The sequence below is a fragment of the Pseudomonas sp. R2-60-08W genome, assembly GCF_003852335.1.
GTDB lineage: Bacteria > Pseudomonadota > Gammaproteobacteria > Pseudomonadales > Pseudomonadaceae > Aquipseudomonas.
In genome coordinates this window covers 4,304,141-4,328,434 of sequence record NZ_CP027731.1, presented here as the reverse complement: position 1 = coordinate 4,328,434, position 24,294 = coordinate 4,304,141, and the positions used below count along the sequence as shown (strand labels likewise).

At 61.1% G+C, this 24,294-nt stretch carries 26 protein-coding genes; 21 read left to right on the top strand and 5 right to left on the bottom strand.

Annotated features, from left to right (window positions below):
• The first annotated feature begins 25 nt into the window (after positions 1–25).
• The 9 genes from C4J90_RS19645 (at position 26) to C4J90_RS19605 (ending at position 8,552) form a co-directional block, all read left to right on the top strand.
• Positions 26–811, top strand: a complete 786-nt coding sequence (locus C4J90_RS19645; protein ID WP_124364005.1) for a TatD family hydrolase — start codon at positions 26–28, stop codon at positions 809–811.
• A 445-nt stretch (positions 812–1,256) separates the two neighbouring features.
• Complete coding sequence (locus tag C4J90_RS19640; RefSeq protein WP_124364004.1) at positions 1,257–1,922, top strand: TetR/AcrR family transcriptional regulator; 666 nt, start codon at positions 1,257–1,259, stop codon at positions 1,920–1,922.
• 139 nt (positions 1,923–2,061) lie between these two features.
• Positions 2,062–3,030, top strand: a complete 969-nt coding sequence (locus C4J90_RS19635; protein ID WP_124415387.1) for a GTP 3',8-cyclase MoaA — start codon at positions 2,062–2,064, stop codon at positions 3,028–3,030.
• A gap of 129 nt (positions 3,031–3,159) precedes the next feature.
• On the top strand, positions 3,160–3,765 hold the full coding sequence (locus C4J90_RS19630) for a DUF4823 domain-containing protein (protein ID WP_124420619.1): 606 nt from the start codon (positions 3,160–3,162) through the stop codon (positions 3,763–3,765).
• 16 nt (positions 3,766–3,781) lie between these two features.
• A complete protein-coding gene (locus C4J90_RS19625) occupies positions 3,782–4,342 on the top strand; it encodes a DUF1285 domain-containing protein (protein ID WP_124364001.1) in 561 nt (186 codons plus the stop codon).
• Between the two features lie 70 nt (positions 4,343–4,412).
• A complete protein-coding gene (locus C4J90_RS19620; RefSeq protein ID WP_124420618.1) occupies positions 4,413–5,126 on the top strand; it encodes a GntR family transcriptional regulator in 714 nt (237 codons plus the stop codon).
• A complete protein-coding gene (locus tag C4J90_RS19615; RefSeq protein ID WP_124420617.1) occupies positions 5,123–6,124 on the top strand; it encodes an ADP-ribosylglycohydrolase family protein in 1,002 nt (333 codons plus the stop codon). The genes C4J90_RS19620 and C4J90_RS19615 overlap by 4 nt, the downstream gene beginning before the upstream one ends.
• 51 nt (positions 6,125–6,175) lie before the next feature.
• Complete coding sequence (locus C4J90_RS19610) at positions 6,176–7,642, top strand: cytosine permease (protein WP_124420616.1); 1,467 nt, start codon at positions 6,176–6,178, stop codon at positions 7,640–7,642.
• Positions 7,635–8,552 carry a PfkB family carbohydrate kinase gene (locus C4J90_RS19605; protein WP_124420615.1) on the top strand — a complete coding sequence of 306 codons (918 nt, stop codon included), beginning with the start codon at positions 7,635–7,637 and terminating at the stop codon, positions 8,550–8,552. Before C4J90_RS19610 ends, C4J90_RS19605 begins: the two co-directional genes overlap by 8 nt.
• 119 nt (positions 8,553–8,671) lie before the next feature.
• On the opposite strand, the gene C4J90_RS19600 is transcribed toward C4J90_RS19605, so the two are convergent.
• Genes C4J90_RS19600 through C4J90_RS19590 form a run of 3 tightly spaced genes read right to left on the bottom strand, consistent with a single transcriptional unit; the run spans position 8,672 to position 9,766 of the window.
• A complete protein-coding gene (locus tag C4J90_RS19600) occupies positions 8,672–9,049 on the bottom strand; it encodes a Rho termination factor N-terminal domain-containing protein (protein WP_124410579.1) in 378 nt (125 codons plus the stop codon).
• Positions 9,050–9,097: 48 nt separating this feature from the next.
• Entirely contained in the window at positions 9,098–9,364 is a 267-nt protein-coding gene (locus C4J90_RS19595; protein ID WP_124368013.1) for a hypothetical protein, read from the bottom strand.
• 51 nt (positions 9,365–9,415) lie between these two features.
• Positions 9,416–9,766 (bottom strand): hypothetical protein, encoded by a 351-nt coding sequence (locus C4J90_RS19590; protein ID WP_124363994.1) that lies wholly within the window; start codon positions 9,764–9,766, stop codon positions 9,416–9,418.
• A gap of 191 nt (positions 9,767–9,957) precedes the next feature.
• Between C4J90_RS19590 and C4J90_RS19585 the strand changes: the two genes are divergently transcribed.
• From C4J90_RS19585 to C4J90_RS19560, 6 genes are all read left to right on the top strand, one after another.
• Positions 9,958–10,437 carry a GNAT family N-acetyltransferase gene (locus C4J90_RS19585; protein WP_034128422.1) on the top strand — a complete coding sequence of 160 codons (480 nt, stop codon included), beginning with the start codon at positions 9,958–9,960 and terminating at the stop codon, positions 10,435–10,437.
• A gap of 150 nt (positions 10,438–10,587) precedes the next feature.
• Entirely contained in the window at positions 10,588–11,409 is an 822-nt protein-coding gene (locus tag C4J90_RS19580) for an SDR family oxidoreductase (RefSeq protein WP_124420614.1), read from the top strand.
• 32 nt (positions 11,410–11,441) lie between these two features.
• A complete protein-coding gene (locus C4J90_RS19575) occupies positions 11,442–12,422 on the top strand; it encodes a substrate-binding domain-containing protein (protein WP_124363992.1) in 981 nt (326 codons plus the stop codon).
• The gene (araG, locus tag C4J90_RS19570; RefSeq protein ID WP_124415379.1) at positions 12,419–13,918 is read left to right on the top strand and encodes an L-arabinose ABC transporter ATP-binding protein AraG; all 1,500 of its coding nucleotides are present in this window, start codon (positions 12,419–12,421) and stop codon (positions 13,916–13,918) included. Before C4J90_RS19575 ends, araG begins: the two co-directional genes overlap by 4 nt.
• Positions 13,919–13,937: 19 nt before the next feature.
• The gene (gene araH, locus C4J90_RS19565; protein ID WP_124363990.1) at positions 13,938–14,903 is read left to right on the top strand and encodes an L-arabinose ABC transporter permease AraH; all 966 of its coding nucleotides are present in this window, start codon (positions 13,938–13,940) and stop codon (positions 14,901–14,903) included.
• A gap of 182 nt (positions 14,904–15,085) precedes the next feature.
• Positions 15,086–15,889 (top strand): IclR family transcriptional regulator, encoded by an 804-nt coding sequence (locus C4J90_RS19560; protein ID WP_124420613.1) that lies wholly within the window; start codon positions 15,086–15,088, stop codon positions 15,887–15,889.
• Here C4J90_RS19560 and C4J90_RS19555 read toward each other — a convergent pair whose 3' ends face one another.
• Positions 15,890–16,942, bottom strand: coding sequence for an NAD(P)-dependent alcohol dehydrogenase (locus tag C4J90_RS19555; RefSeq protein ID WP_124371559.1), 1,053 nt, complete (start codon positions 16,940–16,942; stop codon positions 15,890–15,892).
• A 227-nt stretch (positions 16,943–17,169) separates the two neighbouring features.
• Between C4J90_RS19555 and C4J90_RS19550 the strand changes: the two genes are divergently transcribed.
• Positions 17,170–18,063 carry an AraC family transcriptional regulator gene (locus C4J90_RS19550; protein WP_124420612.1) on the top strand — a complete coding sequence of 298 codons (894 nt, stop codon included), beginning with the start codon at positions 17,170–17,172 and terminating at the stop codon, positions 18,061–18,063.
• 171 nt (positions 18,064–18,234) lie between these two features.
• Here the strand turns inward: C4J90_RS19550 and C4J90_RS19545 are convergent, their stop codons facing one another.
• Complete coding sequence (locus tag C4J90_RS19545; RefSeq protein ID WP_124420611.1) at positions 18,235–19,899, bottom strand: electron transfer flavoprotein-ubiquinone oxidoreductase; 1,665 nt, start codon at positions 19,897–19,899, stop codon at positions 18,235–18,237.
• A 505-nt stretch (positions 19,900–20,404) separates the two neighbouring features.
• Between C4J90_RS19545 and C4J90_RS19540 the strand changes: the two genes are divergently transcribed.
• From C4J90_RS19540 to C4J90_RS19520, 5 genes are all read left to right on the top strand, one after another.
• On the top strand, positions 20,405–21,154 hold the full coding sequence (locus C4J90_RS19540) for an electron transfer flavoprotein subunit beta/FixA family protein (protein WP_124368003.1): 750 nt from the start codon (positions 20,405–20,407) through the stop codon (positions 21,152–21,154).
• Between the two features lie 2 nt (positions 21,155–21,156).
• Entirely contained in the window at positions 21,157–22,086 is a 930-nt protein-coding gene (locus tag C4J90_RS19535) for an electron transfer flavoprotein subunit alpha/FixB family protein (RefSeq protein WP_124420610.1), read from the top strand.
• 71 nt (positions 22,087–22,157) lie between these two features.
• Positions 22,158–22,970: an ABC transporter substrate-binding protein gene (locus tag C4J90_RS19530; protein WP_124415374.1), complete on the top strand. Its 813-nt coding sequence runs from the start codon at positions 22,158–22,160 to the stop codon at positions 22,968–22,970.
• A gap of 9 nt (positions 22,971–22,979) precedes the next feature.
• Positions 22,980–23,342, top strand: a complete 363-nt coding sequence (locus C4J90_RS19525; protein ID WP_124363983.1) for a DUF4398 domain-containing protein — start codon at positions 22,980–22,982, stop codon at positions 23,340–23,342.
• Positions 23,339–24,151, top strand: coding sequence for an OmpA family protein (locus tag C4J90_RS19520; protein ID WP_124415372.1), 813 nt, complete (start codon positions 23,339–23,341; stop codon positions 24,149–24,151). The genes C4J90_RS19525 and C4J90_RS19520 overlap by 4 nt, the downstream gene beginning before the upstream one ends.
• Positions 24,152–24,294 lie beyond the last annotated feature (143 nt).

The window sequence follows — 24,294 nt, the reverse complement described above, 5'->3', positions numbered from 1 at the left end:
TCCGTAACTCAAGTTGTAGAGACCCATGCTCGTAGATTCCCACTGTCACCTTGATCGACTCGACCTCGCTCAGCACGGCGGCTCCCTTGACGCCGCCCTTGAAGCTGCGCGCCAGCGCGGGGTAGGGCACTTCCTGTGCATCGGCGTCAGCGCCGAAAACGCCGCCGACGTCAAAGCCCTCGCCGATCGCTACGCCGACGTGGATTGTTCGGTGGGTATCCACCCGCTGGATCTCAAACCCGGCGAAGCACCGGCCCTGGACTGGCTGTTGGGCGAACTCAATCACCCGCGCGTCGTCGCCATTGGCGAAACCGGTCTGGATTACCACTACGAACCCGAAGCCGCCGACCTGCAGCAGGCCTCGTTCCGCCTGCACCTGCAGGCCGCGCAACAGACCGGCAAACCGGTGATCGTCCACACCCGTGGGGCTCGCGCCGATACCCTGGCGCTGTTGCGTGAAGCCGCGCTGCCCCAGGCGGGTGTATTGCATTGCTTTACCGAGGATTGGGAGATGGCCAAGGCCGCTCTGGATCTGGGCTTCTATATTTCCCTGTCGGGTATCGTTACCTTTCGCAATGCCGACGCGCTGCGTGATGTCGCCCGCCAGGTGCCTGCTGACCGGCTGCTGGTGGAAACCGACTCGCCGTACCTGGCGCCGATCCCCCATCGCGGCAAGCCGAACCTGCCCGAGTACGTGCGTGACGTGGCGGATTATCTGGCAATGCTGCGCGGTGAGTCCTACGAGCGCTTCGCCGAGCAGACCACTGAGAACTTCAGGCGTTTGTTTCCGCTGGCCCATGTGGCCTGCTGATCGCGCTCAAATCCCAGGCAAAAAAAACCCGGGTTCTGGGGGGTGAATCCGGGCTAAGACCATTAGGAGTAAAACAAGGGCACACAGTCCGTCGGTACCCAGGCCGACGCGTCACTTGGGGGAGATGTCGCGCCGACACTTGAAGTATTGATCACTATCGGATTCAGTCCAGTGTCGATTGGTCGTTTTTTAAACAGATTTGGAATACGCGCTCTTCGCTTGAGTTCTCATTGCACAGGATGCTCGGGTCGAGTGGTGCGTATTGTTTCTGACTGATATCGCCAAAATCGTTGGCGTATTGAAAGTAAAGTGCATAACGGGTTCACATAGGCGTTGCCCAACGACCGTTCAGTCGGGATAATCCCTCGCATCGGGTAAATCGTATCGCCACGTATCCATGGCGCGCGAAACCCTCCCTATTCCGACCTTTGCAGACCTCTTCCTCATGCATAAAGAACCCCGTAAGGTCCGTGAGTTTCGCCGCCGTGAGCAGGAAATTCTCGACACCGCACTCAAATTGTTCCTCGAACAAGGCGAAGACAGCGTCACCGTCGAGATGATCGCGGATGCCGTGGGTATCGGCAAAGGCACGATCTACAAGCACTTCAAGTCCAAGGCCGAGATTTACCTGCGCCTGATGCTCGACTACGAGCGCGACTTGAACGAGCTGCTGCATTCGGCCGATGTCGACAAGGACAAAGAAGCCTTGTCCCGAGCCTATTTCGAGTTCCGCATGCGCGACCCGCAGCGCTACCGCCTGTTTGACCGCCTGGAAGAAAAGGTCGTCAAAGGCCATCAAGTGCCGGAAATGGTCGAGGAACTGCACAAGATCCGCGCCTCGAACTTTGAACGCCTGACCTTGCTGATCAAGGGCCGTATCAGTGAAGGCAAGCTCGAAGACGTGCCGCCGTACTTCCACTACTGCGCCGCCTGGGCCTTGGTACATGGCGCCGTCGCGCTGTACCACTCGCCGTTCTGGAGCAATGTGCTGGAAGACCAGGAAGGCTTTTTTCAGTTCTTGATGGACATTGGCGTGCGCATGGGCAACAAGCGCAAACACAGCGCTGAGTTGCCGGGCCCTGAAAAAGCTGGCGAAGCGCCTGCTGCCTGAGTCATTCATCACGCTGATGGCTCAATGATTTTCTGCCAGGCGCAGTACCCTAGGAATATACTCAGGCAAGGATCTTGCTAAAAGCTGATTTATAAGTCAGCTTCTAGCACGCCCGAAATATCCTCTGCCGGAGTGGTTCATGATCGTTGATCGTCAAGGCAGGCGGTTTCGCAATTTGCGGATCAGCCTGACCTCCGCCTGCAATTACGCGTGTACCTACTGCGTGCCCAACGGCAAGCGGCTGGTGGCTGCCCAGGACGAACTCTCGGCCCAGGCGATGGCGCGAGGCGTGGCTTACCTGATCGAAGCGGCCGGCATCGATCGCCTGCGCATTACCGGTGGTGAGCCGCTGGTAAGTCCCAAGCTGGAAGCCTTCATGGGCGCCGTAGGGCAGATGGGGCTCAGCGATATCAGCCTGACCACCAACGGCCAGTTGCTGGCGCGCAAGCTGCCGCTGCTGGTGGACGCGGGCATCCGGCGCATCAACGTTTCCCTCGACACCCTGGACGCCGACGCTTTCCGCAGTATCGCCCGCGGTGGCGACCTGGCCACTGTGCTCGACGGTATGGACCAGGCCCGCGCGGCCGGGATCAAGATCAAGGTCAATATGGTGCCCCTGCGTGGCCAGAACCTGGACCAGGTGATGCCGTTGCTCGATTACTGCCTGGAGCGGGGCTACGAGCTGCGCTTTATCGAGTTGATGCGCATGGGGCACTTGGCGAAGGACTCCAACGCGTTCCTGCAGCAATTCGTCAGCCTGCAACAATTGCTCAGCCTGATCGGCGAACACCACGAATACCTGCAAGCCAATGCGCCCGTCGACGCCACGGCCGTGCGCTATGAAGTGCCGGGCAAGGGCTTCTTTGGCGTGATCGCCAATGAAAGCGTGCCGTTCTGCCGTACCTGCTCGCGCTTGCGCCTGTCCTCCACGGGCTGGTTGCACGGCTGCCTGTCGTCGAGCAACCGTCACTACGTCGGCGACCTGTTGGACCAGCCGCGCCACCAGGCACTACCGGCGTTGCAGGGGCTGTTGATGAAGGCCCTGGGCGACAAGCAGGAAGTAGCGTTCTCGGGCGGCGCGACGGTGATGAAGATCATTGGCGGCTGACGTCGAGCGCAAGTTATAAGCTGCAAGCTACAAGCCTGAAGCCTGCAGCTTGCAGTTGCTCCCCTGGCCCAGATTCTGCATCTCACGCCCATTCGCCGGTTTTCCGTCACCGGCTTCTGGAGGAATAGGATGCGTAGTCTGGTTTTGTTGCTGGCGTCGTTGGCGCTGAGTGGTTGCATGACCGTCAGCGATATGGCCGAAGGCACCCGCTATCAGATGAGCGACGCCGGCTTGCTCGACCACAGCGATACGCGCCGCACCGCGTCGGTCCGTGTGCAGCCGGATTCCTTCATCTTTATCGCCCAGGGCGCGTTCGTGCCGCCTGGCAGCGCGTATCCGCGACCGAACGTAGTAGCCGAGGAAGCCTTCAACGGCTTCGTCGAATATTTCCCCATGGTGCGTCGCTCCCGTCAGCCTGAAGGCCTTGAGCAGGCCATGGCCGAAGCGCGCGCGGCGGGGGCTCACTACTTGCTGTATTGCCGTTTTGCGGCAGCCGACGACCGTATCGGCAACGCCGATGAGTGGACCGACCAGCAAGCGCTGGACCGCCTTGGCCTGGACAGCGGCGTGATCCAAATCATGTTGATCGAGACCAGTACCCAGTATTTGATTGATACTGCACGTATTCGCAGTCGTGGCGGTTTACTGACGTTCCACGACAACTCGCCACAAGATCTGATCGCCCGGCCCCTGGCCCAGTACGCCCGGAACTTGCTGGGCATGAGTGATCAGTAAGCCTGAGGAGACCCCCATGACCGATACCGCCAAGGCCAACGACCTGTTGGCGCAACTGCCCAAAGGTAAAGGGCCGGCGCCGGTGCATCTGTGGAACCCGGATTTCTGCGGCCATATCGACATGCGCATCGCCCGTGACGGCACCTGGTTCTATCAGGGCACGCCTATCGGGCGCAAACCCATGGTCAAGTTGTTCTCCAACATCATCCGCCGCGATGGCGATGATTATTTCCTGGTGACGCCGGTGGAGAAGGTCGGCATCCGCGTCGATGACGCGCCCTTCGTAGCCGTCACGCTCGAGGTGCAAGGGCAGGGCGAAAGCCAGGTGCTTACGTTTACCACCAATGTCGACGAACAGATCGACGCCGGCCCTGAACACCCGCTGCGTGTGGTGATCGATCCGCTCACCGAGGAGCCGGCGCCTTACCTGCGGGTGCGCAGCAACCTCGAGGCCCTGGTGCACCGCAACGCGTTTTACCAATTGGTCGAGCTGGCCGTGAGCCGTCCGATCAATGGTCAAAACTGGCTTGGCGTATGGAGCAGCGGGGAGTTTTACCCGATTGGCCTGGAGCCCTGAGGCCGGTTTTCTGACTGTCCTGCAATAATTCGCTTGCTGGGAAGGTCGGCTTTCGGGTATCAATTTGTACATGATTAGACATGTTCGATTCGATAAGAAAAAACGCGTCGTTGACGAACTCATCCGCCGTATCGAGGGTGGGGTGATCGCCGACGGTTTCCTGTTGCCCGGTGAGCATCAACTGGCCGAAGAGTTTGCGGTCAGTCGTGGCACGCTGCGCGAAGCGCTGGCTGAGCTCAAGCGCCGCAACTACATCGCCACCCAAAGCGGTGTTGGCTCTATCGTCACGTTTGACGGCATGGGGCTCGACCAACGCCACGGTTGGGCCCAGGCCCTGGCGGACACCGGCGCGCAGGTGAGCACCGAGGTGTTGCGCTTCGAAGCGGTGACGCGCCCGGAGTTGGCCAGCCGTTTCGGCAGCGAACACTTCGTTGCCCTCGACCGCCTGCGACGCACGGCCGACGGTACGGCGGTGTCGCTGGAACGCTCGCTGATGCCTGCCACCGGAGACCTGGAAAGCCTGCCCCGCATCGGCCTGATCGACAATTCCCTGACCATCACCCTGGCGGCCTATGGCTATGTAGGCGCCGCAGGCGACCAATGGCTCGGCGCCGAGGCCCTGAGCGATGACGACGCACTGTTGCTCGGACATCCGGCCGGCACGGTATTTCTCAAGGCCTCGCGCACAACCTATGACCGTCGTGAGCGTTTCATGGAGCATGTTGAAAGCTTGCTCGACCCGCTGCACTTTCGTTTGCACCTGCAATTCGGGGCTTCCAAATGACTGCTGACATTCGCGCGCTTGGCGCTTTCTATGGCCTGGCCCTGGGCGATGCGCTGGGCATGCCCACCCAATCCTTGAGCCGTGAGCAAGTCCGGCAGCGTTTCGGTGCGATCACCGCCCTGCAAGACGCTGGCCCCGATCAGCCCATCGCGCCGAACATGCCCGCCGGTTCCATCACCGATGACACCGAACAGGCGATCCTGGTCGGTGAGTTGTTGGTGGAAGGCCACGGCACCATCGAACCCAGCGTGCTCGCCCGACGCCTGATCGACTGGGAAGCGGCCATGCGCGCCAAGGGCTCCCAGGATTTGCTCGGGCCGTCCACCAAGCGTGCGATCGACATGATTCTCGCCGGGCACACTCCGGAAGAATCCGGGCGCTACGGCACCACCAATGGCGCGGCCATGCGCATCACGCCGGTCGGCATCGCCGCCGATGTCAGTGACCCGGCCCGGTTTATCCAGGCGGTGATCCAGGCCTGCCAGGTCACCCATAACACCAGCCTGGGCATTGCCAGCGCGGCAGCAGTCGCGGCGGTGGTCTCGGCCGGCATCAACGGCGTCGACTTGGGCGAAGCGCTCAACATCGGCACACAGGTTGCGCAACAGGCCGAACACCACGGCCACTGGATAGCCGGCGGACGCATCGCCACCCGCATCAGTTGGGCCCGCACCCTGAGCGTCGGCAGCGGCGACAACGCGCTGTTCGCCGACTTGCTCTATGAATTGATCGGCACCTCCGTCGCGTCCCAGGAATCGGTGGTGGTGTCATTCGCCCTCGCGCAGCAAGTGGCGTCGGGAGACATGAACGCCTTCGAGGCGCTGTGCCTGGCCGCGAGCCTGGGGGGCGACACCGATACCATCGCCGCAATCCTCGGCGCCATGCTCGGTGCCTGTCTGGGCATGCAGTGCTGGCCGCACGCGCTGGTCGAGAAGGTCAAACGCGTGAATGGCCTGGACCTGCAACCGCTGGTGCAAAGTCTGCTCGCGTTGCGTTGAGTCATTGACGCGTTGCCACAACCACAACAATAAAGCATCAGGAGCCCCCACATGAGCAGCCCTTCTTCCGGCCAAGGCGCCGGGCAACTGGAAACGCGCGGCATCGAACCGGTCCCGGAAGACGAGTGCAACGGGCATCCGCTGCAGCTGTTCTGGGTATGGTTCGCGGCCAATATCAGCATCCTCGGCTTGCCGCTTGGCGCCACGCTGGTGGCGTTTCGTGGCCTGGCCATCTGGCAGGCGATCATCGTCGCGGTCCTCGGCGCTGCCGGTTCTTTTGCAGTGGTGGGCATCATTTCCGTCGCCGGTCGTCGTGGCCGTGCGCCTAGCCTGACCTTGTCCCGCGCCATCTTCGGCGTACGCGGCAATATCGGGCCGACCCTGGTGTCGCTGATGTCGCGCCTGGGCTGGGAAACGGTCAACACCACCACGGCCGCCTTCGTGTTGCTGTCGCTGTGCTCGATCCTGTTCGGTTCCCCGGTGGAAGCGAAAAGCGCGCCGTTGCTGACCCTGATCTTCATCGGCCTCTTCGTGCTGCTGACCCTGGCCGTTTCCGGCCTGGGCCATGCCACCTTGCTGGTGATCCAGAAATGGGCGACCTACGTGTTCGGCGCCCTGAATATCCTGGTGGGCGGCTTCCTCTGCGCCACCATCGACTGGAGCGCGGTGTTCAACGCCACCCCGGCGCCGCTGAGCGCCATGATCATCGGCGTCGGCACCATGGCGGCCGGCACCGGTATCGGCTGGGCCAACGCCGGTGCCGACATGTCGCGTTACCAGCATCGCAGCGTCAAGGCGGTGCGCCTGGTGGCCTCCGCCGCGTTCGGCGCGGGCATTCCGCTGGTGTTGCTGATCACCCTTGGTGGTCTGCTGTCGGTGGGTAACAACGACCTGGCGTCGGCCACGGACCCGATCATTGCGATCCGCGACATGCTGCCGACCTGGATGGCGGTGCCTTACTTGATCACCGCGTTCGGCGGGCTGCTGTTGTCGAACAACCTGTCGGTGTATTCCGCCGGCCTCACCACCCTGACCCTGGGCTTGAAGGTCAAGCGTGTGCATGCGGTGATCGTCGACATCGTGGCGATTTTTGCCGGCTCCATTTATTTCATGCTGATCGCCGACAGCTTCTACGGCCCGTTCATTACCTTCATCTCGTTGCTGGCGGTACCGATCACCGCCTGGGTGGGGATTTTCGTGGTCGACCTGATTCACCGTCACTACTACAGCCCCACGGATTTGCTGGATGTGAGCCCGAGCAGCGCCTACTGGTATCGCGGCGGTGTGGAGTGGCGCGCATTTGGCGCGTGGGCGTTGGCCATCGTGCTGGGGTTCAGCTTCACCACCATCGGCACCACTGCGGACAACATCTGGTTTGCCGGGCCGCTGTCCGACTCCTGGCTCGGCCATAACGGCCTCGGCTGGGTCGTCACCTTCCTGGTAGCCGGCGGGGTGTACGCAGTATTGGGCGGCGCGGCCGATCGGCGTGCGGCGTTAGTCGAGAGCCCTAATGTCTAGATTGCTGCACACCGGGCAGGTCATCGTCGACCTGGTCATGGCCCTCGATACCTTACCGGCGAGCGGTGGCGACGTGCTGGCCAGCTCTGCCAGCTTTGAAACGGGTGGCGGCTTTAACGTCATGGCTGCGGCGCGGCGCAATGGTCTGCCGGTGGTTTACCTGGGGCGGCACGGCAGCGGCCGGTTCGGTGACCTGGCCCGCGCTGCGATGCAGGCCGAAGGGATCGAAATGGCACTGCCGGCGAGCAGCGGCAAGGACACGGGTTTGTGCGTGGCCCTGACCGAGGCCACCACCGAGCGCACGTTCATTTCCCATCTGGGTGCCGAGGGTGAACTCAGTGCCGAAGACCTCGCCGGCATCATCCCGCGTGCCGACGATTACGTGTATGTCAGTGGTTACAGCCTGCTGCTTGAAGGCAAGGCGCAGCCACTGATCGACTGGTTGCTGGCGCTGTCGCGCAAGGTGATGGTGGTGTTCGATCCGGGCCCGCTGGTCAAGGCGCCGGACTCGGCCTTGATGCGCGCGTTGTTGCCGCGTATCGATATCTGGACCAGCAACGGCCCTGAAGCCCTGGCATTCACCGGGGCCAGGAAAATCGCCGCCGCGTTGCCCGAGTTGAGTCGACACCTGCCGGCCGAGACGCTGTTGGTGGTGCGCGATGGGCCGAATGGTTGCTGGGTCGGGCAGGTGGGCGATATCAAGCATGTGCCGGGTTTCAAGGTGCAGGCGGTGGACAGCAATGGCGCGGGGGATGCGCATGCGGGGGTGTTCATTGCCGGGTTGGCAAAGGGCTTGAAACCGGTTGAGGCGGCCCGTCGAGCGAATGCGGCAGCGGCGTTGGCGGTGACGCGCTGGGGGCCGGCGACATCCCCCGGCACCGCTGAAGTCGATGCACTGCTCACTGAATAAACACGAATCCAAATGTGGGAGGGGGCTTGCCCCCGATAGCGGTATGTCAGCCAGCTCATTTATCACTGACCCACTGCTATCGGGAGCAAGCCCCCTCCCACATTTGTTCGGTGTTTTTTTCAACCGGCCTTGCGTAGCGCTTCGATCAACTCATCCTTACGCATGGTCGAACGCCCGGGAATATCCTTGGCCCGCGCTTCTTTCATCAGGCTTTCCTTGGTTTGCGTGCCCAGCGACGCGCGGCTGCTGCGAGGCTGTCCCTCGCGACTGGCTGCTGCGCGCTTTGCCGAATCCTGGCGATCCTGTGCCTTCTTAGCCGGTGCTTTGCGTTTGCCGGATCCAGCCTTTTCGCCGCCGCCAGACTGCTTGTTGACGGTGGCCCAGGCACGGGCTTCGGCTTCTTCCTTGGACACGCCCTTGTGCTCATAACTGTCTTCGATATGAGCGGCCTTGCGTTTCTGTTCGGTGGTGTATTTGGCTTTGCTTCCACGAGGCATCGCTAAAACTCCTTCTGGCCCCAGCTGCGGGGCCAGACCAGAAATGAATCACTGAACGGATGGTTCTTCGAGCTTGCGCGCTTCTTCTACACCCGACGCGGTCAACTTGATCGGCAGGTTCAACGAATATTCACCGGCGTCGTCGGTGGTCACATGCCCATCCCTGATCAGCCCGCGGTCCTGCAAGTGCGCCAAGACACTGGCGACTTCTTTTTCGCCGCGGTAGTTGTCCAGCACCTCCTTGCCCAAGCCTTGCGGATGGGCATGCAGCAGGCGGGTGAGGACTTCTTTTTCAAGGTTTGTATCGACGTTCATGTGTACCTCTTCACTGGGAAATGATCGGGTGTTGATCGTGCCAGGGATGCATCAAGGCGCTGGTTGCTTCGGTGCGCCCGGCAGATTCGAGTCGTCGCCTTTATTGATCTTCGGCTCGTTGACCGAAGGGCCCATTTTGCCGTTACCGACGGCGGCAGGTGCCTGGCGCTGGGTATCGTGACCCTGAGTGCGAGGGTCGGCGCCGTTGGTGTTGTCGATGATCGCGCCGCCATTGGTGTCCAGGCCTGTGCCCATGGAATCCTGGGATTCCTGGGTGGCAGGGCTTGGTGGGGAGCCGACTGGGTCCGTCGTGCCGGTGGACGAAGTCGCGGCAATAGCGCTCAGCGACGCTGCAGACAACAGGCCGGTGAGAGCGAGGGCAGCCAATTTGGAATTTTTCATGAGGGTGTCTCCATATGATTGATGTCCTTACCCTGTATTGGTCAGCCCCAAATTGCGGTTCGTGCCTTGATGGCGACGAACGGTCTTGCGTGACCTGTAAGATTTTGTGTGCCCACCACATGGAAAATGCGCTGCAATCGGTCATCAAAGCGTCTTAGTATGTGGGCTTTGAACTTGCCCAAGGCGCACCCATGACCATCGAGATTCGCCCCGCCGTACCCAGCGATGCTGCGCAGATTCTGACCTTCATCACGGAACTGGCCGAGTATGAAAAAGCCCGGCACGAAGTGATCGCCAGCGTGGTGGATATAGAGCGCAGCCTGTTCAGTGAGGGCGCCACCGCCCACGGCCTGATCTGCTTGCGCGACGGCTTGCCGATTGGCTTTGCGGTGTTCTTTTTCAGTTATTCCACTTGGCTGGGCAGCAACTGTCTGTACCTGGAAGACCTTTATATCAACCCCGAACAACGTGGCGGCGGGGCGGGCAAGAAGTTGCTGCGCCACCTCGCCAAGATCGCCTGCGACAACGGCTGTGGCCGCTTCGAATGGAGCGTGCTGGACTGGAACGAGCCGGCGATTGCCTTCTACAAATCCATTGGCGCGCAGCCCCAGGAAGAATGGGTGCGCTATCGCATGGAAGGCGATGCGCTAAGGGATTTCGCCCAAGGCTGACAGGCGCCCCGGAGCCGGCCATTCATGGCCGGCTTTTTAATGTGTTTACTCACATTGTGGGACGTAAATTTATATATTGAGATATTTCAAGGTCTGGGTTTATAGTCGCCTGCATCAGCACTCACTGCCAAAAATAAAACAGGTGAAGCGATGCAGGCACAACCGTTGTCCTTACCCGCCGTGCCCGAGCCGACTTACGGCGAGCGCCTCAAGCACAAGGTGGTGATCATCACCGGCGCCGCACAAGGCATTGGCGAGGCAATCGTCGCCTGCTTCCAGGCGCAGCAGGCGCGGTTGGTGATCGCGGATATCCAGGCGGACAAAGTCGAAAAAGTCGCGGCCCATTGGCGCGAGCGTGGCGCCGAGATTGTCGCGCAGGCCGTCGATATCACCTCCAAGGAGCAATGGCAGGCGCTGGTCAATGTGGCCATCGAGCGCTACGGCCGTGTGGACGTGCTGGTCAACTGCGCCGGGGTCAATGTGTTTCGCGACCCGCTGGAAATGACCGACGAAGACTGGCGCCGCTGCTTCGCCATTGACCTTGACGGCGCCTGGTACGGTTGTCGCTCGGTGCTGCCGCACATGATCGAGCAGGGCATCGGCAACATCATCAACATTGCTTCTACCCATTCCAGCCACATCATTCCCGGCTGCTTTCCTTACCCTGTCGCCAAGCACGGCCTGCTCGGCCTTACCCGCGCCCTGGGCATCGAATACGCGCCCAAGGGTATTCGCGTGAATGCCATTGCACCGGGCTATATCGAAACCCAGCTCAACGTCGACTACTGGAACGGGTTCCTTGACCCCTCTGCGGAGCGTCAGCGTGCGTTCGACCTGCACCCGCCCAAGCGTATCGGCCAGCCCATCGAGGTGGCGATGACCGCGCTGTTTCTGGCGACCGACGAGGCGCCCTTTATCAATGCCACCTGCCTGATGATTGATGGCGGGCGGTCGGTGATGTACCACGACTAAAGCGTTTTCCAATAACAACAATGAGGTGGTCCATGTTCAAGAAAACACTCGGCGCTGTGGCGCTTGCGATGGCGTTCAGTGGGTTCGTATCCGCTGAGGAAGTGAAGATCGGTTTTCTGGTCAAACAGGCCGAAGAACCCTGGTTCCAGACTGAATGGGCCTTCGCCGAAAAAGCCGGCAAGGAACACGGCTTTACCGTGATCAAGATCGCCGTGCCGGACGGTGAAAAAACCCTTTCGGCCATCGACAGCCTGGCCGCCAACGGCGCCAAGGGCTTTGTGATTTGCCCGCCGGACGTGTCCCTGGGCCCGGCCATCGTCGCCAAGGCCAAGGTCAACGGCTTGAAAGTAATGGCCGTGGACGACCGCTTCGTCGATGCCAAGGGCAACTTCATGGAGGACGTGCCGTACCTGGGCATGGCCGCCTTCGAAGTGGGCCAGAAGCAGGGCGCCGCCATGGCCGCTGAAGCGAAAAAACGCGGTTGGGACTGGAAGGACACCTATGCGGTGATCAACACTTTCAACGAACTCGACACCGGCAAGAAACGCACCGACGGCTCGATCAAATCCCTGGAAGAAGCCGGCATTCCCAAGGACCATATCCTGACCGCCGCGCTGAAAACCCTCGACGTGCCAGGCAGCATGGACGCCACCAACTCGGCGCTGGTCAAGCTGCCCAGCGGCGCGAAAAACCTGATCATCGGCGGCATGAACGACAACACCGTGCTGGGCGGCGTACGCGCTACCGAAAGCGCCGGCTTCAAGGCCGCCAACGTGATCGGTATCGGCATCAATGGCACCGACGCCATCGGCGAATTGAAGAAAGCCGACAGCGGCTTCTTCGGCTCGATGCTGCCCAGCCCGCATATCGAGGGCTACAACACCGCGTTGGCGATGTACGAGTGGGTCACCACCGGCAAGGAGCCGGCTAAATACACCGCCATGGACGAAGTGACCTTGATCACCCGCGCCAACTTCCAGGAAGAACTGACCAAAATCGGCCTCTGGAAATGACCGGCGCGGCCTTGCGTTTCAACGGCATCGGCAAGGAGTTTCCCGGTGTGAAAGCCCTGGCGCAGATCAGCTTTGAAGCGCGGCCGCACTCGGTGCATGCGCTGATGGGCGAGAACGGCGCGGGCAAGTCGACGCTGCTGAAGATCCTCGGCGGCGCCTATATCCCCAGCAGTGGCACGCTGCAGATTGGCGAGCAGACCATGGCGTTCAAGAGCGCCGCCGACAGCATTGCCAGCGGCGTCGCGGTGATCCACCAGGAGCTGCACCTGGTGCCGGAAATGACCGTGGCCGAAAACCTCTTCCTCGGGCATATGCCGTCGCGCTTTGGTGTGGTCAACGGTGGTTTGCTGCGCCAGCAGGCGCTGGCGTGTCTCAAGGGCCTGGCCGATGAAATCGACCCCCAGGAGAAGCTGGGTCGCCTGTCCCTGGGCCAGCGCCAACTGGTGGAAATCGCCAAGGCGCTGTCCCGTGGCGCCCATGTGATCGCCTTCGACGAGCCGACCAGCAGTTTGTCTGCCCGCGAAATCGATCGGTTGATGGCGATCATCACGCGCCTGCGCGATGAAGGTAAAGTGGTGCTGTACGTGTCGCATCGCATGGAAGAAGTGTTCCGCATCTGCGACGCGGTGACGGTATTCAAGGATGGCCGCTTTGTGCGCACCTTCGACGACATGGGCACATTGACCCACGACCAGTTGGTGACCTGCATGGTCGGCCGCGATATTCAGGACATCTACGACTACCGGCCACGGCAGCAGGGCGACGTCGCGCTCAAGGTCGACGGCCTGCTCGGGCCGGGCTTGCGTGAACCGGTGAGTTTCCAGGTGCACAAGGGCGAGATTCTCGGCCTGTTTGGCTTGGTCGGCGCAGGGCGTACCGAACTGCTGCGCCTGCTCAGCGGCCTTGAACGCAAGACGGCGGGGCAGCTGGAACTCTGCGGAGAAAACCTGCGCCTGCGCTCCCCGCGCGATGCCATCGCCGGTGGTGTACTGCTGTGCCCTGAGGACCGCAAAAAGGAGGGCATCATTCCGCTGGCCAGTGTCGCCGAGAACATCAACATCAGTGCCCGTGGCGCCCACGCGGCATTTGGCTGGCTGTTGCGCGATCACTGGGAAAAGGGCAACGCCGACACGCAGATCAAGGCGCTCAGGGTGAAAACGCCGAACGCCGAGCAGAAGATCATGTACCTGTCCGGCGGCAACCAACAAAAGGCCATTCTCGGCCGCTGGTTGTCGATGCCGATGAAAGTGCTGCTGCTGGACGAGCCCACTCGCGGTATCGACATCGGCGCCAAGTCGGAGATCTATCAGATCATTCACAACCTCGCGGCGCAGGGCATTGCGGTGATCGTGGTGTCCAGCGACCTGATGGAAGTGATGGGCATCTCCGACCGCATCCTGGTGATGAGCGAAGGCACCCTCACCGGCGAGCTACCCCGCGAACAGGCGGATGAAGCACGGCTGTTGCAACTGGCACTCCCGCGTACGCGGGCTTGAAGAATTCGAGGGTACGGGTATGTCTGAGGTAAAAACTGCAAAAGGCTTCTGGCCGGGTTTCAACCAGCGCAAATTCCTGGATGACTGGGTAATGCTATTGGCGGCGCTGGGCATCTTTGTGCTCAGCGCGCTGTTTATCGACAACTTCCTGTCGCCGCTGAACATGCGCGGGCTGGGCCTGGCGATTTCAACCGTGGGTATCGCCGCGTGCACCATGCTGTTCTGCCTGGCCTCGGGGCACTTCGACTTGTCGGTGGGCTCGGTGATCGCCTGCGCCGGCGTGGTGGCGGGGATCGTGATTCGAGATACCGACAGCGTGGTGCTCGGCGTGTCAGCGGCTTTGGCCATGGGCCTGCTGGTGGGGCTGATCAACGGCATTGTCATCGCCAAGCTGCGCATCAACGCGCTGATCACCACCCTGGCGACCATGCAGATTGTGCGCGGCCTGGCCTACATCTTCTCCAACGGCAAGGCGGTGGGGGTGATGGACGAGCGCTTTTTTGTGTTCGGCAACGGCCAACTGATGGGCGTGCCGGTGCCGATCATCATTACCGTGTTGTGTTTTGTGTTCTTTGGCTGGCTGCTCAACTACACCACCTATGGGCGCAACACCATGGCAATTGGCGGCAACCAGGAAGCGGCGCTGCTGGCCGGGGTCAACGTTGACCGTACCAAGATCATCATTTTTGCCGTGCACGGTCTTATCGGCGCACTGGCCGGGGTGATTCTGGCCTCGCGCATGACCTCGGGCCAGCCGATGATCGGCCAGGGTTTCGAGCTGACGGTGATATCGGCGTGCGTGCTGGGCGGGGTGTCGCTGAGCGGCGGTATTGGCATGATCCGCCATGTGATTGCCGGGGTGTTGATTCTGGCGATCATCGAGAATGCGATGAACCTGAAAAACATCGACACGTTTTACCAGTACGTGATTCGGGGTTCGATCCTGTTGCTGGCGGTGATCATCGACCGCATGAAGCAACGCTGATTAAAAGTCGGATGAGGACTAAATGTGGGAGGGGGCTTGCTCCCGATAGCGGTGTGCCATTCAGCACATTTGCTTCTGAAGCACCGCCATCGGGAGCAAGCCCCCTCCCACATTTTGATCTCCACTGTATTGAAGATCGGTATTTGCCATAATGTCCCCGCTTTCATACCTATAGGCCCGATATGCTGGAAAACCCCCACACCCCCGTCAAAGACACCGCCCCCACCGGCACCCAGACCCTGCTGCGCGGACTGGGCGTGGTGCAAGCGGTGGCGGCGGGCGCGCGGGATCTCAAGGAGATCGCCCGGCGCATCGGCACCACCCGCAGTACCACGCACCGCCTGGCCAGTTGCCTGGTGGAGGAGCGTTACCTGCGCGTGGTGCCGCAAGTCGGTTACCTGCTGGGGCCGAAGCTGATCGAGTTGGGCTTCCAGGCCCGCGAAGAACTGCCCTTGGTCAACCTGGCGGTGCCTTACCTGGACGAGTTGTCAGCCCTCACCGGCGACACCATCCACCTGGCGATTCGCGAATACGACGAGGTGCTCTACCTGCACAAGAATCCCGGCCGTAACGGACCGGAAATGCGCTCGCGGGTGGGCCATCGCATGCCACTGGCACGCACCGGCATCGGCAAGGCGTTGATGTTGGATGACGGCGTGGAAGAGTGGCAGCGCCTGTACCACGTCAGCTTGCCGGCGGGGGGCAAGAACCTGCAGTGGCCGCAGCACCCCGAGCAATCCTGGGCGCAGTTCGAGCAGCGCATGCATGAATACGTGGTGGGCGGTTATGCGTTCGATCTGGAAGACAACGAACCGTCGATCCGTTGCGTCGCGGCACCGGTGCGCGATGCCAGCCGGCGAATCGTCGCCGGCATCAGCATCGCCAGTACCGTGCCCTACATGCCGCTGGAGAAAATGGCCGAGCTGATCCCTGTGATCAAACAGGTCGCGGCTCGGCTCTCGGCGGAACTGGGCGCGAAAGCCTGATCAGGCCTTCAGGGTCGCCATGTCGATGACGAAGCGATACTTCACATCACCGGCGATCATCCGCGTGTAAGCCTCGTTGATCTGGCGGATGTCGAGCATCTCGATGTCGCAGGTGATCCCATGCTCGGCGCAGAAATCCAGGACTTCCTGGGTTTCGGCAATGCCGCCGATCAGCGAGCCGGCCAGCACTTTGCGGCCCAATACCAGTTTGGCGGCATTGACGGGCGGGTCTACCGGCTCGATCAAGCCGACCAGGATATGCACGCCGTCAAAGCGTAGTACATCGAGGTAGGGGTTCAGGTCGTGCTGCACCGGAATGGTGTCGAGCAGGAAGTCGAAATGCCCGGCGGCGGCTTTCATCTGCTCGGCATCGGTGGACACGATCACATGGTCGGCACCCTGGCGACGGCCTTCTTCGGCTTTGCTCGCCGAGCGTGTGAACAGTGTCACTTCGGCGCCCATGGCCTTGGCGAACTTGATGCCCATATGGCCCAGGCCGCCCATGCCGAGGATCCCGACCTTATCGCCGGCTTTGACGCCGTAGTGCTTGAGCGGCGAGTACGTGGTGATGCCCGCGCAGAGAATCGGCGCAGCGCTGGCCAGGTCGAGCTTGGCCGGGATCTTCACCACGAAGTGCTCGCTGACCACGATGCTGTCGGAGTAACCGCCCATGGTGTTGCTGCCGTCCACGCGGTCCGGGGTGGCGTAGGTCATGGTCGGGCCTTCGAGGCAGTATTGCTCGAGGTCCGATTGGCAGGCTTCGCAGTGGCGGCATGAGTCGACCATGCAACCCACGCCGACCAGATCACCGACCTTGTGCGCGGTAACACTGGCGCCGACGGCGGTGACTTTGCCGACGATCTCGTGGCCGGGCATCAATGGGTAAACGGCAATGCCCCATTCGTTGCGCGCCTGGTGGATATCGGAGTGGCACACGCCGCAGTAGAGAATCTCGATAGCCACGTCATCGGCACGCGGGCTGCGGCGCTCGAACGACATGGGGGCGAGGGGAGTAGTGGCCGACTGGGCGGCGTAACCGATGGCGGTGTACATGGAGAAACCTCGCAAAAAGCAATGAACAGTGAGGCGGGCCATTCTCCCTGCCGACCGAATCAGCGGCCATGGCGATTGCTCCGAGTCTTATGCCTAAAGCTCTGGAGGAGCAGCGAAAAGCCGCAAGCGACAAGCTGCAAGTTATAAACTGTACGCGCTTGCAGCTTGCAGCTTGCAGCTTGCAGCTCGCTGGCGCTCAAACCTAAGCCCTCCCGAGAACCGCTTTTATGCTGCTGACCCGCCATCTCGACGCTAACGCCACCCTGGTTTCCTTGATCGAGGGGCTTGCCTCCCGCGACGGCTTTTCGCCGACTCATTTGCCTGGCGTAAAGGTGTTGCGTGCCAGTTGCGACGTGGCGCGTGGGCCGCAGATCTATGAGCCGAGCCTGATGTTCGTGGCTCAGGGCAGCAAGGTCGCCTATCTGGGCCCGCGTACGCTGGAGTACGGCGCCGGTCACTACCTGATCCAGGCCATGCCGGTGCCGTTCGAGTGCGAGACCTTTGCCATGGCCCCCGGGGCGCCTTTGCTCGGCGTGACGGTGGGCATTGATCGCGTGGTGCTGGGGGAATTGGTCATGGCGATGGGCATGCAAGCCGGACCGCCGCCGGCGGCGCAGACCCTGGAATCGATGAGTTCGGTGGTGCTCGATGACGCCATGCGCGGGTGCGTCGAACGGCTGTTGCAGTGCCTGCACGATCCGCTGGAGAGCCGGATCATGGGCCCGGCGCGGGTGCGCGAATTATTGTTCACGGCGTTGCGTGGGCCCCAGGCCGATGTGTTGCGTGCGTTGGTGGAACAGCAGGGGCAGTTTTCGCGCATCGCCACGTCATTGAATCACCTGCATGCCCATTACGCCGAGCCGCTGAACATCGAGACGTTGGCCGGTTATGCGCACATGAGTGCATCGACCTTTCACGAACACTTCAAGCGCTGCACGCTGTTGTCGCCGGTGCAGTATCTCAAGCGCTTGCGGCTATTGAAGGCCCAGCAACTGCTGCTGGTGGAGGGGGTGAGCGTGGCGCAGGCGGCGCATGGCGTGGGGTATCAGAGTACGTCGCAGTTCAGTCGCGAGTACAAACGCTACTTCCTGCGCAACCCCGGCGAAGAGCGGGCTGCATAGAGCTTGCTGACTTCATGGGATCAAAATGTGGGAGGGGGCTTGCCCCCGATAGCGGTGCATCAGTCAGCCAAATTGTGACTGACCCACCGCCATCGGGAGCAAGCCCCCTCCCACATTTTTAATTGATGCTGGCCATAAAAAAGGCTCCCACTTGGGGAGCCTCGTTTTGGCTTACATATTCGGGTAAGTCGGCCCACCCGCACCTTCCGGTGTCACCCAGGTGATGTTCTGCGAAGGGTCCTTGATGTCACAGGTCTTGCAGTGCACGCAGTTCTGGGCGTTGATCTGGAAGCGTTTCTCGCCGTCTTCTTTAGTCACGACTTCATACACGCCGGCCGGGCAGTAGCGCTGCGCCGGTTCATCGTAGAGCGGCAGGTTGGTGCCGATCGGGATGCTCGGGTCCTTGAGTTTCAGGTGGCACGGCTGTTCTTCTTCGTGGTTGGTACCGGAGATGAACACCGAGCTCAGCTTGTCGAAGCTCAGCTTGCCGTCGGGTTTGGGGTAGTCGATCTTCTGGCTGTCTTTGGCCAGCTTGAGGCAGGCGTAGTCCGGCTTGGTATCGTGCAGCGTGAAAGGGAGCTTGCCGCCGAAAATGTTCTGGTCGAGCCAGTTGAACCCGCCGCCGACGATGGCGCCGAACTTGTGCACGGCCGGGCCGAAGTTGCGGCTGGCGAACAATTCTTCGTACAGCCAGCTGGCTTTGAAGCTGTCGACATACGCGGTCAGTTCATCACCGCCTTCGGATTCGGCAAACAGGCGGTCGGCCACGGCGTCGGCGGCGAGCATGCCGGACTTCATCGCGGTGTGGCTGCCTTTGATCTTGGCGAAGTTCAGGGTGCCGAGGTCGCAGCCGATCAGCGCGCCGCCTTTGAAGATCATCTTCGGCAGCGAATTCAGGCCGCCTTTGGCGATAGCGCGAGCGCCGTAGCTGACACGCTTGCCGCCTTCCAGGTATTGGGCCAGCACCGGATGATGCTTGAGGCGCTGGAATTCATCGAACGGCGACAGGAAAGTGTTGCTGTAGGACAGGTCGACGATCAGGCCGACCACCACCTGATTGTTTTCCAGGTGATAAAGGAACGAGCCACCGGTGTTCTCGTTGCCCATGATATCCAGCGGCCAACCGGCGGTGTGCACCACCAGGCCTGGCTGATGTTTGGCCGGGTCGATGTCCCAGATTTCCTTGAGACCGATGCCGTAATGCTGGGCGTCGGCGTCGCTGTCCAGGTTGAAACGCTGGATCAGTTGCTTGCCGATATGCCCGCGGCAGCCTTCGGCGAACAGCGTGTACTTGCCGCGCAATTCCATGCCCGGCGTGTACAGGCCTTCCTTGGGCTTGCCTTCGCGGTCGACGCCGAGGTCGCCGGTGATGATGCCACGCACCACGCCGTTTTCATCGAACAGCGCTTCCTGGGCGGCGAAGCCCGGGTAGATTTCCACGCCGAGGTTCTCGGCCTGCTGGGCGAGCCAGCGGCACAGGTTGCCCAGGGAGATGATGTAGTTGCCTTCGTTGTGCATGGTCTTGGGCACAAAGAAGTCCGGAACCTTGGTGGAGGTCTCGCTGCTGCGCAGTACATAGATGTCGTCACGCACCACGGGGGTGTTGAGCGGCGCGCCGAGAGCTTTCCAGTCCGGGAACAGTTCGTTCAGCGCGCGCGGTTCGAAGACCGCGCCAGAGAGGATGTGTGCACCCACTTCGGAGCCTTTCTCGACCACGCAGACGCTGATTTCCTTACCGGCTTCGGCGGCCTTCTGCTTCAGTCGGCAGGCGGCGGACAGGCCAGCCGGGCCAGCGCCAACGATGACCACGTCGAATTCCATGTATTCGCGTTCCACAGGCTATCTCCTACTCAAGGCTCAACAGGCTTTTTTTCTAATGGGTGGAGGTTCGGTACGGCCCTGCAGCAACGGCAAGACCCACCTTTCTCTCTAGGTGGCGCATTATATCTACACCACTGGCAGCGTCCAATACAAACGTTTGTTTGAATTGCCCGCAGCCTAGGTAAATCAAAGCAACGCGGCTTATGACTGACCATTTTGCCGTATTGACCAGAATAGGCGTTCCGGTCAATATACGGTCGGTTTTGCGCTTACCGTAGGCAGACTGCAGGTTTCAAGAGCACGTCCAAAAGCACCACAGGTGACGCGCGCCGTATGCTGGCGCGCAGTTTACACACTGCGATAAAGAATGACTTCTCAGTCACCCCTGACGAACGGTCATCATTTTCCCATCGCCGAGTCATCCGCTGACGTTTTTGGAGGTGCCCTTGTGTGCCGATGAGCATCAACCGCCAGGCTTGCCCAGGCGACTTTCTTTTCACCGGAGAGTAACGAGGAATCCATGAAGGTTCTTGTAGCTGTCAAACGCGTTGTCGATTACAACGTGAAAGTTCGCGTCAAGGCGGACAATTCCGGCGTCGACCTGGCTAACGTCAAGATGTCGATGAACCCATTCTGTGAAATCGCCGTGGAAGAAGCCGTACGCCTGAAAGAGAAGGGCGTGGCGACTGAGATCGTCGTGGTTTCCATCGGCCCGACCACTGCCCAGGAGCAGTTGCGTACCGCCCTGGCACTGGGCGCCGACCGCGCCATTCTGGTCGAGTCCGCTGAAGAGCTGACCTCCCTGGCCGTGGCCAAGTTGCTCAAGGCCGTTGTCGACAAGGAACAGCCTCAGTTGGTGATCCTTGGCAAACAAGCGATCGACAGCGACAACAACCAGACCGGCCAGATGCTGGCTGCACTGACCGGTTACGGCCAGGGCACCTTCGCTTCCAAAGTGGAAGTGAGCGGCGACAAGGTTGCCGTGACCCGTGAAATCGATGGCGGCGCGCAGACGGTTTCCCTGAACCTGCCGGCCATCGTCACCACCGACCTGCGTTTGAACGAGCCGCGCTATGCGTCCCTGCCAAACATCATGAAAGCCAAGAAGAAGCCTCTTGAAGTGCTGACTCCAGACGCTTTGGGCGTTTCCACCGCCTCTACCAACAAGACCATCAAGGTTGAAGCACCGGCTGCACGCAGCGCGGGCATCAAGGTCAAGTCGGTGGCTGAACTGGTCGAGAAACTTAAAAACGAAGCGAAGGTGATCTGATAATGACTATCCTCGTAATCGCCGAACACGATAACAAGATGCTGGCTCCGGCCACCCTGAACACCGTTGCTGCTGCTGCCAAGATTGGCGGTGATATTCATGTACTCGTAGCCGGCCAAGGCGCGGGTCCAGTCGCTGAGGCAGCCGCGAAAATCGCTGGCGTGAGCAAAGTGCTCAATGCAGACAACGCCGCCTACGCGCATCAGCTACCGGAAAACGTTGCCCCTCTGGTTGCAGAGCTGGGCGCTGGCTACAGCCACATCCTGGCCGCCGCCACGTCCAACGGCAAAAACATCCTGCCTCGCGTTGCTGCGCAACTGGACGTTGACCAGATCTCCGAGATCATCTCGGTTGAAAGCGCCGACACCTTCAAGCGTCCGATCTACGCCGGTAACGCCATCGCTACCGTACAGTCCAACGCTGCGGTCAAAGTCATCACCGTACGCGCCACCGGGTTCGACCCGGTTGCCGCTGAAGGTGGTTCGGCTGCCGTTGAAGCCGTTGCCGCAGCCCACGACGCTGGCACTTCCAGCTTTGTCGGCGAAGAGCTGGCCAAGTCGGATCGCCCAGAGCTGACGGCTGCCAAGATCGTCGTTTCCGGCGGTCGTGGCATGCAGAACGGTGACAACTTCAAGCACCTGTATGCCCTGGCCGACAAGCTTGGCGCAGCGGTCGGCGCCTCGCGCGCGGCTGTCGACGCAGGTTTCGTACCCAACGACATGCAGGTCGGCCAGACCGGCAAGATCGTTGCGCCGCAGCTGTACATCGCTGTCGGTATCTCCGGCGCGATCCAGCATTTGGCCGGTATGAAAGACTCCAAGGTGATCGTTGCGATCAACAAGGACGAAGAAGCACCGATCTTCCAGGTAGCTGATTACGGCCTGGTGGCGGACTTGTTCGAAGCCATCCCCGAGTTGGAGAAGCTGGTCTAATCCAGTCGCTTCACTTATAAAGAGCCCGGTCTTGTGACCGGGTTTTTTTTGACGTGTGGGAGCACCTCGCCATGCAATTGCGTCCTTTGATCTTGCTGGGTCTTGTGCTGCTGCCGACGTTGTCGCTGGCGGCGGGCAAATGCGAGCGCCTGGTGATCACCGGCAGCCCGGATGCACCGCCGTTGCTGTGGCGCGACCCGCAGGACCCGACCCACCTGATCGGCGCCACCGCCGATGTGCTGCAACAGGTGGCCACAGACCTCGGCCTGAAAATCGACCTGCTTTACGGCGGCAAACGCTCCCTGGCTCTGGATGAAGTGCGCAGTGGACGCATGGATATGCTCGCCGATGCGCCGTTGAACCTCGGCGAGTTGCAAACCCTCGACTACATACACCCGGCCTTGATGCAGATCGATTACCTGGTCTGGACGCGCAAGGACTCGTCTTTGGTCTATAGCATCGCTGCCGACTTGCAGGGCCACAAGGGGGCCGTATCGGAGCGCGCGCGCTTGAGTGCGGGGTTCGAAACCGTTGCCAGCCAGCAATTGACCCTGCAGCGTCTGCCTGGCCTGACGCCGGCATTCCAGAAACTGTTGCTGGGAGAGGTGGACTATGTGCTCGCCAGCCGCTATTCCGGCATGGCCATGGCCCAGACCCTGGGCATGAGCGATGACCTGGTGGCGCGCGACATTCCGATCGACCAGCCTGGCCTGTACCTGGCGATTTCCCACAATTCCGCCTGCAATGATCCGTGGCTGCGCGGACAGCTGGCCAAAAAGATGACAGAATTGCCCGCGTCCGGTGTGGCGGAAACCGCGTTGCAGCGCAATCTCGAGCGCTGGAAGGCGCAATTGCAACAACCCGTCGGCACCCCAACAAAGTAGGGATTTTCAGTGACTCTTCGACCTCTTTTCGCGGCCCTTGCCGTTGTCGCTCTGGCGGGATGCGCCACCGATCCTGCGCCGACCGAACAAATGCGCCTGACCCAGCAAGCCCTGGAACAAGCCACAGCGGTCGGTGCCAATGCCGATGAATCGGCCGAGCTGAAACAAGCCGAAGACAAATTTGCCAGAGCCAGGGCCGACATGGCCGACCAGTCCTACAAACACGCGCGTATGCGGGCCGAACAGGCTGAGCTGGATGCGCGCCTGGCTGAGGCCAAGGTGCTGACCGGCAAGAGCCAGGAGCAATTGAACGTGGTCAACACCCGCATCGCCCGCCTGCGCAAGCAGTTGCAGCTGGGAGAAGCCCAATGAGCCCGACGATGCGTGGTTTGAGCGCTGTATTGCTGCTGAGCAGCGTAGCGTTGGGCGGTTGCGCCAGCCAGCCCACTGGCGAGCAGGCACTGCAACAGGCCAGCAGTGACTTTCAGCGGGTCAAGGAAGACGCCAATGTATTGCGTTTCGCGCCCAAGGATGTGATCCGCGCCGGTGAGTCCCTGGCGCGTGCCGATCGCCTGTCCAGCTACTGGGGCAGCGGCGCCGACGTGGTGCATTACGCCTACCTGAGCCAACGCTACAGTGCCATTGCCCGAGAACATACCGAGCAAGGGCTTAACGCCGAGCGCCTGGCCAAACTCGAGTTGGAGCGTCAACGCCTGCAACTGGCCTTGCGTGAGAGCAAGCTGGCCAGCGTGCAACAGCAGGGCAAGTGGGTCGAACAGCAAATCGCCAGCCTGACCACCCAGACCGACCGTGGCCTGGTGATGACTCTGGGCGACGTACTGTTCGATACCGGCGAAGCCGAGTTGCAGAACTCGGCCAACCGCACGGTGTTGAAGATTGTGCAGTTCCTGCAACTGAACCCCAGGCGCAAGGTGCGCATCGAGGGCTACACCGACAACACCGGGGGCGAGCACGACAACCTGACTCTGTCCCATGACCGCGCGCAATCGGTGGCAGACGTGCTGATTGACCTGGGCATCGACGAAAAACGCATTCAGGTTGAAGGGTATGGCGACAAATACCCCGTGGAGGCCAATGCGTCCGAACGTGGCCGCGCGCAGAACCGCCGCGTGGAAATTGTGTTCTCCGACGAAAAAGGCCAACTCGGCGCCGCTCGCTGAAGTCTGGCGCAACTCAAAATGTGGGAGGGGGCTTGCCCCCGATGGCGGAGTGTCAGTCACTGAAGTGTTGACTGAACTACTGCCATCGGGGGCAAGCCCCCTCCCACATTTTTTTGTAGACACCTGAAAATTCTATTCACGAC